The organism is Rhodococcus sp. IEGM 1370 (assembly GCF_033142325.1).
In the GTDB taxonomy this organism is placed as follows: Bacteria; Actinomycetota; Actinomycetes; order Mycobacteriales; family Mycobacteriaceae; genus Rhodococcoides.
In genome coordinates this window covers 130,551-146,845 of sequence record NZ_JAWLRY010000001.1, presented here as the reverse complement: position 1 = coordinate 146,845, position 16,295 = coordinate 130,551, and the positions used below count along the sequence as shown (strand labels likewise).

The 16,295-nt window shown below is 65.6% G+C and carries 12 protein-coding genes and 1 pseudogene; 3 read left to right on the top strand and 10 right to left on the bottom strand.

Annotated elements, in window-relative coordinates; all coding sequences use genetic code 11:
* Nucleotides 1–97: 97 nt before the first annotated feature.
* Nucleotides 98–1,840, bottom strand: coding sequence for a cation acetate symporter (locus R4P47_RS00740; protein WP_317532606.1), 1,743 nt, complete (start codon nucleotides 1,838–1,840; stop codon nucleotides 98–100).
* A gap of 20 nt (nucleotides 1,841–1,860) precedes the next feature.
* Between R4P47_RS00740 and R4P47_RS00735 the strand changes: the two genes are divergently transcribed.
* Nucleotides 1,861–2,628, top strand: a complete 768-nt coding sequence (locus R4P47_RS00735) for a GAP family protein (protein WP_317783885.1) — start codon at nucleotides 1,861–1,863, stop codon at nucleotides 2,626–2,628.
* A gap of 13 nt (nucleotides 2,629–2,641) precedes the next feature.
* Here the strand turns inward: R4P47_RS00735 and R4P47_RS00730 are convergent, their stop codons facing one another.
* The 8 genes and pseudogenes from R4P47_RS00730 to R4P47_RS00695 form a co-directional block, all read right to left on the bottom strand.
* Nucleotides 2,642–2,947: a hypothetical protein gene (locus R4P47_RS00730; RefSeq protein WP_231893895.1), complete on the bottom strand. Its 306-nt coding sequence runs from the start codon at nucleotides 2,945–2,947 to the stop codon at nucleotides 2,642–2,644.
* A 67-nt stretch (nucleotides 2,948–3,014) separates the two neighbouring features.
* Entirely contained in the window at nucleotides 3,015–3,818 is an 804-nt protein-coding gene (locus R4P47_RS00725) for a LytTR family DNA-binding domain-containing protein (protein WP_317783884.1), read from the bottom strand.
* Nucleotides 3,815–4,987, bottom strand: a complete 1,173-nt coding sequence (locus R4P47_RS00720) for a sensor histidine kinase (RefSeq protein ID WP_094639800.1) — start codon at nucleotides 4,985–4,987, stop codon at nucleotides 3,815–3,817. The genes R4P47_RS00725 and R4P47_RS00720 overlap by 4 nt, the downstream gene beginning before the upstream one ends.
* A complete protein-coding gene (locus tag R4P47_RS00715) occupies nucleotides 4,984–6,177 on the bottom strand; it encodes an alpha/beta hydrolase (RefSeq protein ID WP_317783883.1) in 1,194 nt (397 codons plus the stop codon). Before R4P47_RS00715 ends, R4P47_RS00720 begins: the two co-directional genes overlap by 4 nt.
* 28 nt (nucleotides 6,178–6,205) lie before the next feature.
* Nucleotides 6,206–7,835 (bottom strand): annotated as a pseudogene (locus R4P47_RS00710) (Na+/H+ antiporter).
* Nucleotides 7,836–7,912: 77 nt separating this feature from the next.
* Nucleotides 7,913–8,101, bottom strand: coding sequence for an antitoxin (locus R4P47_RS00705; protein ID WP_068051116.1), 189 nt, complete (start codon nucleotides 8,099–8,101; stop codon nucleotides 7,913–7,915).
* Between the two features lie 42 nt (nucleotides 8,102–8,143).
* Entirely contained in the window at nucleotides 8,144–10,540 is a 2,397-nt protein-coding gene (locus R4P47_RS00700; RefSeq protein WP_317783882.1) for an HAD-IC family P-type ATPase, read from the bottom strand.
* 19 nt (nucleotides 10,541–10,559) lie between these two features.
* Nucleotides 10,560–11,675, bottom strand: a complete 1,116-nt coding sequence (locus R4P47_RS00695) for an MBL fold metallo-hydrolase (RefSeq protein WP_317783881.1) — start codon at nucleotides 11,673–11,675, stop codon at nucleotides 10,560–10,562.
* A gap of 94 nt (nucleotides 11,676–11,769) precedes the next feature.
* Between R4P47_RS00695 and htpG the strand changes: the two genes are divergently transcribed.
* Entirely contained in the window at nucleotides 11,770–13,695 is a 1,926-nt protein-coding gene (gene htpG, locus R4P47_RS00690; protein WP_317547778.1) for a molecular chaperone HtpG, read from the top strand.
* Nucleotides 13,696–13,776: 81 nt separating this feature from the next.
* Complete coding sequence (locus R4P47_RS00685; protein ID WP_317783880.1) at nucleotides 13,777–14,577, top strand: crotonase/enoyl-CoA hydratase family protein; 801 nt, start codon at nucleotides 13,777–13,779, stop codon at nucleotides 14,575–14,577.
* 62 nt (nucleotides 14,578–14,639) lie between these two features.
* On the opposite strand, the gene R4P47_RS00680 is transcribed toward R4P47_RS00685, so the two are convergent.
* A complete protein-coding gene (locus R4P47_RS00680; RefSeq protein ID WP_317783879.1) occupies nucleotides 14,640–16,286 on the bottom strand; it encodes a hypothetical protein in 1,647 nt (548 codons plus the stop codon).
* Between the last annotated feature and the right edge of the window lie 9 nt (nucleotides 16,287–16,295).

Below are 16,295 nucleotides of genomic sequence, written 5' to 3'. Positions count from 1 at the left end.
CGAGCGGTCGAGAATGGCAGTTGAGCGGCGGCGGCGGGAGTGGAGCCTGCGGAATGACCCACTGAGGGAGTGGAGCCTGCGGAATGACCCAGTGGTCTCAGAGTTCGCGCTCGCGATCTTTGCCCATGTCGAGGCCTTCGGGCAGGTGCAGTCGCGCGAAGATGCGGGAGATGTCCGACGGGACGGTTTTTCGGGTGGCGAGGCTGACGGCGATCATCGCGGCGAAGGCGACGGGCACGCTGACGGCGGCGGGGTAGCCGAGAATCGCTGCCGCCCAGCCGCCGAGGACGCCGTCGGAGATGGGGGTGACGACGGAGATCGACGCGGCGACGAGGGAGATGCCGCCGCCGAGGAACAGTCCGGCTGCCGCTCCCGCCGCGGTGAGTCCGCGCCACCAGATGCCCAGTACCAGCAGGGGGCACAGGGTGGACGCGGCGACGGCGAAGACGAGCCCGACGGTGCGCGAGAGGTCCAGGGAGACAACGCCGATCGACAGCGCCAACGGCACGGCACCGGCGAGAATCGCGGCGACGCGGAAGTCTCGGACCTTGCCCGAGAGAACGTCGGTACTGAGCACCCCGGCGATGCTGACCAACAGACCGGATGAGGTCGACAGGAATGCCGCGATGGCACCGGCGGCCACGAGCGCGGCCAGCAATTGGCCCGGTATTCCGGACAGCACCGAGCCGGGCAGCAGCAGCACTGCGGCGTCGGATGCTCCGGTGATCAGCAATTGCGGCACGTACAGCCGGGCGAACACGCCGAGCACCGTCGGGAACAGGTAGAACATGCCGAGCAACGCAAGGACGGTGAGCGAGGTCAACCGCGCCGCTCGGCCGTCCGGGTTGGTGTAGAACCGCACCAGCACGTGCGGCAGGCCGAGAGTTCCGAGGAACGTGGCCAGAATCAGCGAGTAGACCTGATAGAGCGGATGCGCTCCGCCCAGTCCCCCGCCGGGCATCGCCCACGCTCGGTCGGTGGTCGGCGCGCCTGCGACGACAGGAACGGGCGATCCGGCGTCGAGCGTCAGCAACGTGCCCGAGCCCAACCGGTGTTCGCCTGCGTCCAGTAGGACTCGCCCGTCGACGCTCTCGTCGTCGAGGGTTCCCGCCACCGACACGACGATCGGCGAATCGACCTGCACGAGAACGTCGGTGGTGATGTCGACGACGGTCTGCTCGGACACGGTCGGTGGGGCGGGGCTGCCGACGCTACGGTCGTCGGCGAAGAAGTGCACGGCCAGCACCAGTGCCGGGATGGCGATCGCGGTCAGTTTGAGCCAGTACTGGAAGGCCTGGACGAAGGTGATCGAGCGCATGCCACCGCCGACGACGTTCGCGATGACGATGAGCCCCACCGCCAGGGCCCCGACCCACCCCGGCACCCCCAACAGAATGTTCAGCGTCAGGCCTGCGCCTTGGAACTGCGGCACCAGGTACAGCGCGCAGATGACCACGACCACCAGCATCGCCACGGTGCGCAACCATGGTGCGCCGAGCCGGAATTCGACGAAATCGGGCACCGTGTACGCGCCGCTTCGACGCAGCGGAGCCGCAACGAACAGCAGCAGACCCAGGTAGCCGGCGGTGAACCCTACCGGGTACCACAGCGCATCGGCTCCGTATTTCGCGATGAGCCCGGCAACCCCGAGGAACGATGCAGCGGAAAGGTATTCACCACTGATGGCGGCGGCGTTCCAGCGTGGACCGACGCTTCGCGAGGCCACCAGGAAGTCGGAGGTGGTGCGTGCCAACCGAACTCCGTAGATACCGATGCCCACGGTGGCCAGCGCGGCCGCGAGCAATGCGATCACCGTCGCGATCGGAATGGACCCGTTCACCGAATCCGCCCCTGCTCGCCATGCCCTGCACGGGAACGGCGCACTTCGCGGACGGTAGCGAAATCGACGACATCTCGGGTGGTGCAGTGGGACGATCTACCGATGCAGTGGACGAGCGCCACCTGATGTCCGTGACGGCAGCCGTCTCTGCGTGTCTTCCGTTGGCGGCCGGGGCGCTGATCGCACACCTGCCCACCACAGCGATGGCCGCTGCCCTGGCCACACTCAACACCGGTTCCGTACTCGCTCGGTTCACCGCCGGATGGCTGGTCGGCGTCACGGTCGTCGCGACGGCGGGCTTGGTGGTCGTGGACACCGCGGTGGTGGCCTCGGACTCGTCCGCCTGGGTGCGGTGGTTGAGAATCGCGCTCGGCGTCGCTCTGCTGATCCTGGGTGCCCGCAAGCTGATCGAGCGCGTACGACACGGCCCGGCCCGCGAGGAACCGGGATGGGTGGACAGAGCACGTCGCCTCGACGGTGGCAGGGCATTCGCGACCGCGTTCCTCCTCGGATCGGTCAATCCGAAGAGTGTGGTCATCGCACTGTCGGCCGTGGCGGTGATCGTGGACGCGTCGTCGGCCGTGGCCGTCCAGGCTGCGGCTCTCGTGGTGTTCGTGGTGGTGTCCAGCCTCGGTGTCGCGGCACCCGCACTCGCGTTGCTCGTCTTCCGCGACCGTGCCCGCCGGCCACTGAACGCGGTCGTCGACGGATTCATCGCGCACAGTGGCCTCGTTCTGGCCGTGATCCTGTTGGGCCTCGGCACGTACATGACACTGAACGCCCTCTGATCCCTCGTCGACGTCAATCATCGGTCAAGGCGGTGAAGTCCTGCTCGTTGCGTTCGGCTCGACGCGTGTACACCCAGCCGACACCGAACAGCAATGGATAGATCGCCACCCCCAGCACCAACCACGGCAGACCGATGCCGAACGGCGCGACGTCGGTGAAGCGGGCGAGGAGCATGCCCAGCAACGGAATTGCGAACAGAATCGACAGCGTCATGACCGCCAGGCGCACCGACAGCAACAGCTGGGCGCGAACGAGGCTACGAACCAGGGCGTCGCCGACCTCGGTCTGCTCCTGCACTTCGACGCGGGTGCGCACCATCCGTGCGCCGCGACGTTGCGAGAGCACCACCCGTTGTCGGTGCGGCTGGCTCACTGCCGATCCCTCGTCACCGAGACGACCACGATTGCAACGGACCGCGGACCAGTCTGTCCTTGAGTTCTCTGGCGTGCCGTCGGCTCACCGGCAGTTCGCAGGCAGCAAGGTTCCCGCTGGCCCGCAGGCACACCACCAGACCAGAACCGACGCTGCGGATCCCCGTGACCAACCGCAGCGAGACCAGGTAGGAGCGATGCACGCGCAGGAATCCGGCATCGGCCCAACGACTTTCGAGGGCCGAGATGGGTATGCGCACCAGGTGTGAGCCGTTGGAGGTGTGCAGTCTCGCGTAGTCGCCGTCGGCTTCGACCCACGCCACCGACGACCGGTGCACCAGGGTGGTGGTTCCGCCGAGTTCGACGGGAATGACCTCGTCGGCCGAGGTGTCCGCGGACTCGGCAGGGCGACGCCGCGCGAGCAGCACCCGGCGCAGCGCCTCGGTGAGCCGATCCTCCCGCAACGGCTTGAGCAGATAGTCGACGGCACCGAGATCGAAGGCAGCCAGAGCTCGGTCGTCGTGGGCGGTGACGAACACGACCGACGGTGGCCGCGCGAATGCCGACAGGATGCCGGCCAGTTCGAGGCCGTCGAGCCCGGGCATGTTGATGTCGAGGAACACCGCGTCGACCACGTGCTGCGCGGAGGTCTGTTGAAGCTGTCGTAGTGCAGTGGTGGCGTCCTGCGCTGTGAACACCTCGGCGACGGTCTCCTGCTGGCGCAGCAGGAAGGCGAGTTCGTCCAGCGCCGGGCGCTCGTCGTCGACGGCGAGGACGACCAATCCGCGGCCGGAGTTGTCTTTGGCAGCCTGCGTCATGCCCGCACTCCCGGCCTGAATTTGGGCACCCGCATGCTCACTTTGGTGCCTGCGCCCGGTGCGGTGTCCACTACGAGACCGTAGTCGTTTCCGAAGGCTGCCCGCAGCCGATCGTCCACGTTGGCCAATCCGACATGGGCCGCGTCCTCGGTGTGCAGGCTTCCCGAGCGCAACACCTCGGGGTCCATCCCCACACCGTCGTCCTCGATACTGATCACCGCGTCGGTGCCCTCGTCGGCGGCGATGATCGTCACGCGGCCGCCGTCGGCCTTACCGGACAGGCCGTGCCGGACGGCGTTCTCGACGAGCGGCTGCAGCGCGAGAAACGGCAGGGCGACGCCCAACACCTCGGGCGCGACCTGCAACGTGACCTGCAGGGAGTCGCCGAAGCGGGCACGTTCGAGCGTCAGGTACCGATCGATGTTGCGCAGCTCGTCCGCGAGCACTGTGAACTCTCCTGCGTTGCGGAACGAGTATCGGGTGAAGTCGGCGAACTCGAGCACCAGCTCCCGCGCCCGATCCGGGTCGGTCCGCACGAACGACGCGATCGTGCCCAATGCGTTGTAGATGAAGTGCGGACTGATCTGTGCGCGCAGGGCCCGCACCTCGGCTCGGTCCAACCGCGCCCTCGACGCATCGAGTTCGGCGAGCTCGATCTGCCCGCACGCATAGCGCGCGACCTCGGCGATGGCACCGAGCATGCCGGGCCCGGGCTCGGCCACGACAGCGGCCCCCAACACCCCGACCACGGGAGACTCGTCGACGACCAACGGCTGCACCACCAGCGCTCTGACCTCGTGGATCGACCCCAGCGGCAGACGCACCAGGACGCGCCGCTGCCCGTCCACCGCCCGTTTCGCCGCCTCGACGAATGCCGGTGTCAGCTCGTCCCAGGGCCCGTCCCAGGCCAAAAGCGAACCGTCGGGATCGCAGATGCCCAGTGCGTCCGCACCCGTCAGCACCCGCAGATGCGGCGCGGCGGCGGCGGCCGAACGAGCGTCGAGACCGTCGCGCAACGGCTTGGCCGCCAGCGAGGCGGTGTGCAGGGTGGCGTGGACGGCCCGCTCGGCAGGTGTGGTGAGGTCACGTCGACCGCGCAGGCTGATCACGGCGATCACCGAGACGATCACGGCCACGATCACCGCCAGTGCCGCCAGTGCCGCGGTCATCGCGCGCACGTGGTCGAGGTGGGCACGTTCAGGAAGCGTTCGACGAGCCAGTCGACTCCGATGCCGTTGGCGGCCAGTTCGGCATGGCCCTGCTCCGGTTCGGAGCGAAGCTCGACATCGTCGCCGAGTGCGCAGGCCCGCGCTACCGCGTCGCGGGTCCACCGGGGATCGATGAGGTCGTCGCGTTCGCCGACCAGGACCATCAGCGGTACCCCGGTGCGAGTGGTCGGTAGCGCCTCCGATTCGAGCCACCGCGTCATCCGATCCGATGCCTCCCCGGAGTCCGGGAGGGCATCGGCCGGATCGAGGACGGCTCCGGCGTCGGCCTTGGAGAAGCCGAGCAGGTCACTGCAGGCGGTCAGTGCGGTCACGTTGTCGGCGAACGTGCCGCGGATGTAGTCGGAGCGTTCGGCACTCGGATCCGCGGTGCGCAGACCCTCGTAGAGATACGGCACCAGCAGCTGACGCGGCACGCTCTGCTCGGTCTCGGGCGCGAAGAATCGCGTCAGATCGGCCGTGGGCGAGAGCGCCGCGGCTCCGACCAGTTGCAGACCGTCGCCGTAGTCGTCGTTGCGCTCGGCTGCCGCCCAGACTGCTTGTCCGCCTTGGGAGGTGCCCACTGCACCCCACCTGGCGCCGACGTCGGGGACCACGTTGCGGGCCGCGCGTACCGCGTCGATGACGTCGTACGCTGCGGCGTCCCGGTCGAGGTAGGCGGGGTCACCCGCCGTTCCGAGGCCCTGGTAGTCCGTCACCACCACCACTGTTCCGCGTTCGAGGAACGGCGTCACCAAGCCGATGGTGCCCAACAGGTTCGGGTACAGCGAGGGCGCACACTCGTCGGTGACACCGGTGGTTCCGTGCCCGACCGAGACGATCGGCCAGCCTCCCGGCGGCGCAGACCCGTTGGGCACGAACACCGTTCCCGAGGTCTCCGTGCCGCCTCCGGTGACCCCGTCGGTGGTGCGGTAGACGATTTTCGTGGCGGTCGCGCCGAGGTAGGCGACCCCGATGTCGACCTGACCGAGCAGCATCGAGGACACGATCTCACCGCGTTCCGAACCCTCGGGTGCCGGAGCGGAGCCTGCGGCCTGCACGGTGGCCGGGTCGACCGATTCGGCGACGGGAGTGCTGCATGCGGCAAGGGCGAACACCAGTGCCGCGGCGACCACCGATCCGGTCGACCTCACTGTCTCTGCGCTCCTACATTGCGTTCGTCTACGTCGTGCGTCGTGCGATGCGGGCTTCCGCCGCAATTTCTTCCACGTCCAAGCCATTCAACACTGCCCGCAGAGCTTCGTCCTCCAACTCCCCCGAGTCGCGGGCCGCGATGAGTGCCGCCCGCTGCGCGACCAGGACGTTGTGCCGCAGCGAATCGAACAACGCCCCTGCCGCCGCGATTCGCTTCTCGCGATCCTCGGTCTCGTCGGCATCCAATCGAGCGCGCACCGAACGGCGAACACGCTCGATCACCTCCGCGACACGTTCGCTGTCCACTCCTGGAATTCCGTCCTTCGCCGCGCGCTGGAGATAGTCCTCCGCCGCGGTACGGGCGATGGCCTGCGAAAGCAACCGCTGATTGTCGTTGCGCTGTTGCTCGAGTGGATCTGCGACGTCGAGTCGACGGATCAGCAACGGAAGCGTCAGCCCCTGCAGCAGCAACGTCCCGACCGCGACGACGAAGGCCACGGCCTGAATCACTGCGCGGCCGGGGAATTCGTCACCGAGCACGGTGGTCAGCGGCACACCGGCCGCCGCAGCGAGCGTGACCACCCCACGCATGCCCGCCCACGAGAGCACGAGGTTCTGCTGCCACGTCAATCCCGCTTCACCGGTTGCAGATCGTCGAAACAGCTTACGAAGCAGTATGTCTCGACCGGAATTTGCGAAGATCCACGCTGGACGCACCGCTATGACCGCGACGAGCACCAGCACCGCATAGGCGAACACGTGGTGGACCGGCAACCCCTCACGCTGAACCTCTTCGATGACGAACTTCAGCTGTAAACCCATGTAGGCGAACACGAATGCTTCGAGCAGAAGATCCAGCGTTGGCCACACCTGCCGTTCCTGGACCCTCGTGGAGACCGAGACGTCGGCGGTGACGCGGCCCAGAACGAAGCCTGCCGTGACGACGGCGAGCACACCGGAGGCATGAATTTCCTCGGCCGCCAGGTAGGCCGCGAACGGTAGGACGAGTCCGAGCACAGTCTCGAGCGCCGAGTCGGCGATCCGGTTTCGCACGAAACGAACGAGGCGCGAGAGGACGAATCCGACCAGCACACCGCCGACGATCTCGTACAGGAAGAACAGCACCGGTGAGCCCAGTTCGATTCGACTGCCCGTCACCGACGCGACGGCCAGGGTGAACAGAGTCAACGCGGCCGCGTCGTTCACCAGGGACTCGCCGGTGAGGATCGCCATCATCCGCGCGGGCAGACCGAGCTTGCGGCCGACGGCGACGGCGGACACCGCGTCGGGCGGGGCGACGACGGCACCGAGGACCAGAGCCGCACCCAAGGTCAGCTCCGGGATCAGCAGATTGGCGAACCATCCGACGGCGACCGTCGTCACGATCACCATGACCAGTCCGAGCCGAAGGATCTGACCGAGGTTTCGCCTGAACGTGACGAACGAGAAATCCAGCGCGGCGGAGTACAGCAGCGGCGGAAGCACCACGCCGAGGATCAGCTGAGGCGACAGGCTGACGTGCGGCAACCCCGGGAACGAACGAGGCGATGGAGCCGACGGTGACCAGGACGAGCGGGACCTGCAGATCGATGCGCCTGGCGAAACCGGCGACTGCGATCGCGAAGATGACTACGAGAAGAAGAATCGGTCCGTCCACCCCGACGATTGTGCCGTCAGCCGCACCCCGGGGTACGACCGACGGCCACGATCACCGATGCAGAAGACCGAAAGGTCCTACTTGTCCGGAATCGCCTTCTTGACTGCGTCCTGAACCTTGTCGACCTTGTCGGAGTACTTGCCGCCGGTCTTGTTGTCGATGAAGTCCCCGGCCTTCTCCACGACGTCGTCGATCTTGTCCGAGTTCTCGGCCGCAAGGTCCTTGCCCTTGTCGACCATGCCCTTCAAATTGTCTGCGAAGCCCATGAAACTCTCCTGCCGGTCGGGTGCAACGGAACACCCGGAAGCCTACGTTTCGTTCTGCCGATTGCGTAGTACCGATCCGAATCGATGAGCCACCTCGACGAGCGCGATACCGATGCCGCCGATGATCAAGGCACTGGTGGTGGCTCCGACGTTCGACGGATCGAGCTTGAAGAAGGTGCGGCAGAACGGGATTGCGAACAGCAGCAGATAGCCACCGACCGACCCACCGAGCAGCAGGATCTTCCACCAGTTGTAGGGCCGCGCGACGACGGCCAGCACCCACAGCGCGATCATGATCAACGTGATCAGCGCGGTGGTACTGGCCTGCGTCACCTGGGTCTCGCTGGCGTTGGGGCCTGCGTAGACCAGCAGGTAGGAGACGAACGTGCACGAGCCGACGATCAGACCGGACGGGACGGCCAGCCGCATCACCCGCGAGACGAATCCGCTGCGCGCCCGCTCGTTGTTGGGCGCGAGCGAGAGAACGAACGCCGGTATTCCGATGGTGAACCATGCGGCGATCGTCACGTGCCGGGGCAGGAACGGATACGGAATCGGCTCGAAGTGGAAGATCTGGGAGAGCACCCCCGAGAGCCCGATCAGAAACGCCAGCAACACCGAGTACACGGTCTTGGTGAGGAACAGATTGGAGACACGCTCGATGTTGCCGATGACGCGTCGCCCCTCCCCTACGACGTAGGGCAACGTGGCGAACTTGTTGTCCAACAACACGATCTGCGCGACGGCTCGGGTGGCCGCACTCCCCGAACCCATCGAGACGCCGATATCGGCATCCTTGAGTGCGAGCACGTCGTTGACGCCGTCGCCGGTCATCGCGACCGTGTGGCCGCGAGATTGCAACGCGCCCACCATCGCCCGCTTCTGATCGGGACGGACCCGACCGAACGTGGTGGAGGACGCCACGGCGTCGGCCAGCTTCTCGGAGTCCTCGGGCAGATCACGCGCGTCGATCGGAGCGTCGCCGCCGGGCAGCCCGAGCGAACCCGCGACCGCACCGACCGAGACGGCATTGTCGCCGGAGATGACCTTGACCTCGACGTGCTGGCTTGCGAAGTACTCCAACGTGTCTCGGGCATCCTCGCGCACCTTCTGCTCGAGAATCACCAGTGCTCGCGGTGTCACCACGCCGGGTGCCTCGTCGTCGTCGACCGAGCGGTCCGAGCTGGCGAGCAACAACACCCGTAGGCCACGCGAGCCTGTTTCCTCGGCGCGACGAGCGATGTCGGAGGAGGCGTCGAGCAACACGTCCGGTGCACCGAGCAGCCAGTTCCCGTGGTCGCCGTAGGACAGTCCGCTCCACTTCTTGGCCGAGGAGAACGGGGCCACGGCACTCTGCGTCCATCCGGGCGCGTCCGGATACGCTTCGCCGACGGCCTGCACGCTCGCATTCGGCCGCGGATCGTCGTGCGCCAGAGATGCGAGAGCCGCTGTGACGGAGTCGGAATCGTGCTCGTCCATCAGCATCAACTCGGACAGCCGCATACCGTTCTCGGTGAGGGTTCCGGTCTTGTCCGCACACACCACGTCGACGCGGGCGAGGCCTTCGATCGCAGGCAGCTCCTGGACCAGGCACTGCCGCTGACCGAGTCGGATCACGCCCACCGCGAACGCGATGGACGTCATCAACACCAGGCCCTCGGGCACCATCGGAACGAGCGCGGCGACCATACCGTTGAGGGCCGGCTTCAAAGCCTGACCGCTGGAGAACAATTGGTTGTAGATGATCAGCGCGCCGGCCGGAATCATCAGGTACGTGATGAATTTCAGAATCTTGTCGATGCCACTGCGCAGTTCGGACTTGACCAGTGTGAACTTGCTGGCCTCCTCGGCGAGCTTGGCCGCGTAGGCATCGCGGCCCACCTTCGTCGCGCGGTACGCCCCACTGCCCGCCACCACGAAGCTTCCCGAAAGTACCTGTGCTGCCTCGAGTTTGTGCACCGTGTCGGCCTCGCCGGTGAGCAGCGACTCGTCGATCTCGAGGCTCGCGGTCTCGATCACCTCACCGTCGACGACGATCTGATCGCCGGGGCCGAGCTCGACGATGTCGCCGAGCACGACCTCGTCGGGGGGAATCTGCTTCGAGACGCCCTCGCGTCGAACCTGAGGCTTGTTCTGTCCGACGATGGCCAGCCGATCCAGCGTGCGCTTCGCGCGAATCTCCTGCACGATGCCGATGCCGCTGTTCGCGACGATCAACAGCCCGAACATGCCGTCGATCACCGAGCCCGTCGAGAGCACGATGATCAACAGCACACCGAGGATCGCGTTGATTCGGGTGAACACGTTGCCGCGGACGATGTCGCGAACCGACCGAGAAGCACGGGCCGGAACGTCGTTGGATTTTCCCTCGGCCCTGAGCCTGGCGACCTCCGCCTCGGTCAGCCCGGTGTCCCGCTGAGCATCGGCCTCGATAGACATGCGTGCAGCTTAAACCCGCTCAGCCGAGCCGAGACCACCAGCGATCGTCGTGCAGGGTTCGGGTGCCGTCGATGCGCTGGCCCGGCATCGGCACTGCCACCTGCACACCGACGTCCTGCGCAGCGGCGTGCAGCCGCACGATCGGCTCGGACCACGGATGGAAGGCGAGGTTGAACGTGGCCCAGTGAATCGGAACGAAGATGCTCGACGCCGTCAGGTCGATGTGCGCCGTCACCGCTTCCTCGGGATTCATGTGGATGTCCGGCCAGCGGGCGTCGTAGGCCCCGACGGGCAGCAGCGTCAGGTCGAAGGGGCCGTAGTTGCTGCCGATCTCGGCGAACTTCGGTGTGTAGCCGGTGTCGCCGCCGAAGAAGACGCGTCGAATCGGACCGGCGAAGGCCCAGGACGCCCACTGCGTCGAGTCCCGGGTCAGACCGCGGCCGGAGAAATGCCGAGCCTCGGTGCACGTGACGGTGAGGCCGCCGATGTTGGTCTGCTCGTCCCAGTCCAGCTCGATGATGCGCTCGTCGGGCACCCGCCACTTACGCAGGTGAGCGCCGATGCCGAGCGGCACGACGAACGGAGCCGACTGTGTACTCGCCAGCTTCTGCACCGTCGCCTTGTCGAGGTGGTCGTAATGATCGTGGGAGATCACGATGGCGTCGACCGTCGGTAGGTCGACCAACTCGACCGGCGTCGGATGCAGCCGTGCCGGGCCCACCACCGAGGACGGGGACACCCGGTTGCTCCACACCGGATCGGCGAGGACGCGATAGCCGTCGACCTCGACGAGCACACTCGAGTGGCCGTACCAGGTGACGGCCAGCTCGCCCGCGTCCACCGGCGCGATGGGCGGCGCCAACGGAATCGGGCGTTGCGGCCTGCCCTTGCCGCGTTCGGTGATCAGCGAGACGAACATGTTCTGCTGTCCCTTCTCGCCGCGCCCCGGTACGTAGCTCGAGCTCGGGTCGGAGTTGTGGAACCGGCGATCGCGGTATCGCGGAGACCCGGCGGCATACGGAGTGATGTGCACGCGTCGGGCACCGATGGCCGACGGCAGACCCCACAGCGCACGCGCCAACCAGGCCCCGCTCAGTGCTGCCGTTGCTCCCAGAACGAACTTCGTCTTCGTCACGGCCACCACAGTAGGCGGCGCCGACGTCTTCGCAGCTCACCCGTAGTCTTGCCGTAGAATATTCGCGTCGGTTTTGCTGCTAGAAGGGGAGACATTGAGTACCGAACAGCTCGAATTCCAGGCGGAGACGCGTCAGCTCCTGGATCTGATGGTGCACTCCATCTACTCCAACAAGGACAGCTTTCTCCGTGAACTGATCTCGAACTCCTCGGACGCGCTGGACAAGCTGCGCCTGGAGTCGTACCGCAACAAGGACCTGGACGTCGACGTCTCGGATCTGCACATCGAGATCGACATCGACGCTGCGGCCCGCACGCTGACCATCCGCGACAACGGCATCGGCATGTCGCGCGCCGAGGTCATCGACCTCATCGGCACGCTGGCCAAGTCCGGCACCGCCGAGGTTCGCAAGAAGCTCAAGGAAGCCAAGGACGCGGCCGCCTCCGAGGAACTGATCGGCCAGTTCGGCATCGGCTTCTACTCCACGTTCATGGTGGCCGAGAAGGTCACGCTGCTCACCCGCAAGGCGGGCGAGAGCACGGCCACCCAGTGGGAGTCCACCGGCGAGGGCACCTACGAGATCACCGACGTCGACGACGCCCCGCAGGGTTCGTCGGTGACGCTGGCCCTCAAGCCCGCCGACGAGGAGGACCACCTCCACGATTACGCGTCCGAGCGCAAGATCAAGGAACTGGTCAAGAAGTACTCCGACTTCATCGCCTGGCCCATTCGCATCGACGTCGAGAAGCGCGTCAAGAGTGAAGAAGAGGGCGGCGAGGACACCGTCACGATCGAGACGGAGACGATCAACTCTCAGAAGGCTCTGTGGACCCGCTCCAAGGACGAGGTGTCCGAGGAGGAGTACAAGGAGTTCTACAAGCACGTCAGCCACGCCTGGGACGAGCCGCTCGAGGTCATCCCGTTCAAGGCCGAGGGCACGTTCGAATACCAAGCGCTGCTGTTCATTCCGTCGCAGGCACCGTTCGACCTGTTCATGCGCGAGAGCCAGGCCGGCGTGCACCTGTACGTCAAGCGCGTGTTCATCATGGACGACTCGCAGGAACTGCTGCCCGAGTACCTGCGCTTCGTCAAGGGCGTAGTCGACGCAGCGGACCTCTCGCTCAACGTCTCTCGCGAGATCCTGCAGCAGGACCGGCAGATCCGTGCGATCCGTCGACGCCTGACCAAGAAGGTGCTCTCCACGGTCAAGGAACTGCAGAGCGAGCAGCCCGACAAGTACAAGACGCTGTGGTCGCAGTTCGGCACGGTCCTCAAGGAGGGCCTGATCTCCGACGCCGACAACCGCGAAACCCTCTTGGGCATCTCCTCGTTCGCGTCCACCAACTCCGAGGAGGGTGTGACCACCCTCGCCGAGTACGTGGACCGGATGAAGGACGGCCAACAGCAGATCTACTACATGACGGGTGAATCCCGTCAGCAGATCGAGAGCTCGCCGCACATGGAGGCCTTCAAGGCTCGCGGGCTCGAGGTGCTGCTGCTCACCGATTCCGTCGACGAGGTGTGGGTCGGCAACGTCACCGACTTCGACGGAAAGTCGTTCCAGTCCATCGCCAAGGGCGAGGTGGACCTCGACACCGAAGAGGAGAAGAAGGAATCCGAGGCCAAGCGCGAGGAGCAGGACAAGGAATTCGCGGACCTGCTCACCTGGCTGACCGAGACCCTCGGCGAGGACGTCAAGGAGGTGCGCCTGTCCACCAGACTCACCACGTCCCCGGCCTGCGTCGTCGGCGACGAGTTCAGCTTCTCCCCGCAACTCGAGAAGATGTACAAGGCGTCGGGACAGTTCGTGCCGACCTCCAAGCGGATCCTCGAACTCAACCCGACCCACGATCTGGTGACGGGACTGAAGAAGGCCCGCGAGGATCGCAGTGACGATCCGCACCTCGCCGAGACCGCCGAATTGCTCTATGCGACGGCACTTCTCGCCGAGGGTACCGAGCTCAAGGATCCGGCGAAGTTCTCCAAGTTGCTCGCCGATCGTTTGACGCGGACCATCTGAGTGCCTGCGGCAGTGGTGTGGTTATGTGCCCCAGGCGGCACTTAACCGCGCCACTGCGGCCAAGCAACGAAAGGCCCGACCGTGAGAGAACCTGTTCTTACCGAACGACAAGGCGACGTGGTCGTCTGGACGTTGAACAACCCCCAGGCCCGTAATCCCATCTCCGAGGTGGAGACCATCGACGCCCTCGAGGCCGCGATCGCCGACGCGAACGGGGATCAATCGATCAGGGTTGCCGTCCTGACCGGTGCCGGTTCGGCATTCTCGTCGGGCGGGAACGTCAAGCACATGCGGGACAAGAAGGGAATGTTCGGTGGTAGCCCGGCCGAGCTGCGGCAGGGCTACCGCCACGGCATCCAACGAATCCCGAAGGCGTTGTATCACTGCGAGATTCCCACGATCGCCGCGGTCAACGGCCCTGCCATCGGAGCAGGCTGCGATCTGGCCTTGATGTGCGATCTCCGAATCGCCTCGACCACTGCGACATTCGCCGAGAGTTTCGCCAAGGTGGGCATCATTCCCGGAGACGGTGGGGCGTGGCTGCTCCCCCGGGCCATCGGCATGGCACGGGCGAGCGAAATGGCGTTCACCGGCGAGGCCATCGACGCCGCCACGGCATTGGAATGGGGCCTGGTCTCTCGGGTCGTCGAGCCCGAGGATCTGCTCGACGCTGCCCACACACTGGCTCGGCGCGTGGCGGCCAACCCACCGCAGGTACTGCGTATGACGAAGAAGTTGTTGCGCGAGGGCCAGCAGCAGAGTCTGGAATCCTTGCTCGAACTGTCCGCTGCCTATCAGGCCATCGCACACCACACCGAGGATCATTCCGAGGCTGTCGACGCGATGCTCGAGCGTCGCGATCCCGAGTTCCGAGGACGCTGACTCGCCAGGTGAGTGGAAACTCGGGCCCCACTACGAGTTTCCGCTCACCTGCGACGAAGTCGCTACTGCGGGGGCAGGATGTGCTCCCCCGTCTTGTCGGTGCTCAGCGACAGTGAACTGATGTACTGCTTCTCCCCGTTGGGCCCGGGCACGTTGGACGCGATCATGTCGGGTCGCTCGAATTCCATTCCGCTGACGTGGCACATCACGAGTGCGTCGGACGGGTTGCCGTGCTCGTCGAACATCGGCAGATCGATGCCGTCATCGGTACGCCGCAGGTAGTACTTGCCCTTGGTCGTAACGGCCAGGATGGGCGGAAGTATCAGTGCGAGAACGAGAGCCACGATCGGCGAGTACGGTTTGATCGCCGGTCCGAATGCCCCGAAGAACACCAGAATCGACAGGATGGCCGACGCCGCCATCGATCCGAAGCCGACCGGATTGATGTTGTAGAGCATGCCGCGTCGAAACTCGGGGACCTTGGGCGAGAGCTTCAGGATGTACTTGTTGAAGACGATGTCCGACGCCACCACGGCGATCCACGCGATACCGCAGTTGGCGTAGAAGCCGAGAATGTCGTTGAGGAAGCTGAACATGTTGGCTTCCATCAGGATCAGCGCGATCGCGAGATTGAAGAGCACGAAGACCATGCGCCCCGGGTAGGTCTTGGTGATGCGGGTGTAGGAGTTGGTCCACGCCAGCGACCCGGAATACGCGTTGGTGACGTTGATCTTGATCTGACTGATGACGACCAGGATCACCGCGAGGGTCATGGCGAGCCAGCCCGGCATGAAGTTCTCGTAGATCTCCAGGAACTGGTGCACCGGCTCGTTGGCGATGGTGGATCCGTCGACCACGTTGGCGATCAGGTACACGGCGAGGAACAGTCCGACGACCTGCTTGAGCGCACCGAAGATGACCCAGCCCGGACCGGCGAGAAGCACTGCGGTCCACCAGCGTCGGGAATTCTCGGGAGTCTTGGGCGGCATGAAACGCAGGTAGTCGATCTGCTCGGCGATCTGCGCGATGAGCGACAGACACACGCCGGCCGCGAGCATCACCGATCCGATGTTGACCCCCTTGCCGTCGGCACCGTCCTGACCGCCGTAGGCGAAGAACTCGCCGACCGAATCGGGATTGCTGAACACGAGGTAGACGAACGGCAGCACCATCAGCACCAGCCACAGTGGGGTGGTCCAGACCTGAAGCTTGGCAAGGGCTTTCATGCCGTAGATGACCAGCGGGATGACCATGATCGTGGACACCGCGTAGCCGATGGGCAGCGGAATGCCCAGGCCGAGTTCGAGTCCCTGCGCCATGATCGAGCCTTCGAGCGCGAAGAAGATGAACGTGAACGTCGCGAAGATGACGTTGGTGACCACCGATCCGTAGTACCCGAATCCACTCCCGCGCGTGATCAGGTCGAGGTCGATGTTGTAGCGGGCAGCGTAGTAGGCGAGCGGAAGTCCCGTCAGGAAGATGACAACGGCGAACACCAGGATGCCCCAGAGTGCGTTGCCGGTTCCGTACGAGATTCCGATGTTGGCACCGATGGCGAAGTCCGCGAGATACGCGATGCCGCCGAGCGCAGACGTCGCGACGACACCGGTTCCCCATTTTCGGTAGCTACGCGGCGCGAAGCGCAGCGTGTAGTCCTCGAGCGTCTCTTTCAGCGCGGTGTCTGTCGGCGCAGGCTGTACGGCGGTCATGGATCAACA

What these genes read in the sequence shown, in the direction of transcription:
- R4P47_RS00735 (WP_317783885.1), top strand. Translation starts at nt 1,861, where the DNA reads ATGCCCTGCACGGGAACGGCGCACTTCGCGGACGGTAGCGAAATCGAC.
- R4P47_RS00700 (WP_317783882.1), bottom strand. Translation starts at nt 10,540, where the DNA reads ATGTCTATCGAGGCCGATGCTCAGCGGGACACCGGGCTGACCGAGGCG.
- R4P47_RS00720 (WP_094639800.1), bottom strand. Translation starts at nt 4,987, where the DNA reads ATGACCGCGGCACTGGCGGCACTGGCGGTGATCGTGGCCGTGATCGTC.
- R4P47_RS00725 (WP_317783884.1), bottom strand. Translation starts at nt 3,818, where the DNA reads ATGACGCAGGCTGCCAAAGACAACTCCGGCCGCGGATTGGTCGTCCTC.
- R4P47_RS00680 (WP_317783879.1), bottom strand. Translation starts at nt 16,286, where the DNA reads ATGACCGCCGTACAGCCTGCGCCGACAGACACCGCGCTGAAAGAGACG.
- R4P47_RS00705 (WP_068051116.1), bottom strand. Translation starts at nt 8,101, where the DNA reads ATGGGCTTCGCAGACAATTTGAAGGGCATGGTCGACAAGGGCAAGGAC.
- R4P47_RS00730 (WP_231893895.1), bottom strand. Translation starts at nt 2,947, where the DNA reads ATGGTGCGCACCCGCGTCGAAGTGCAGGAGCAGACCGAGGTCGGCGAC.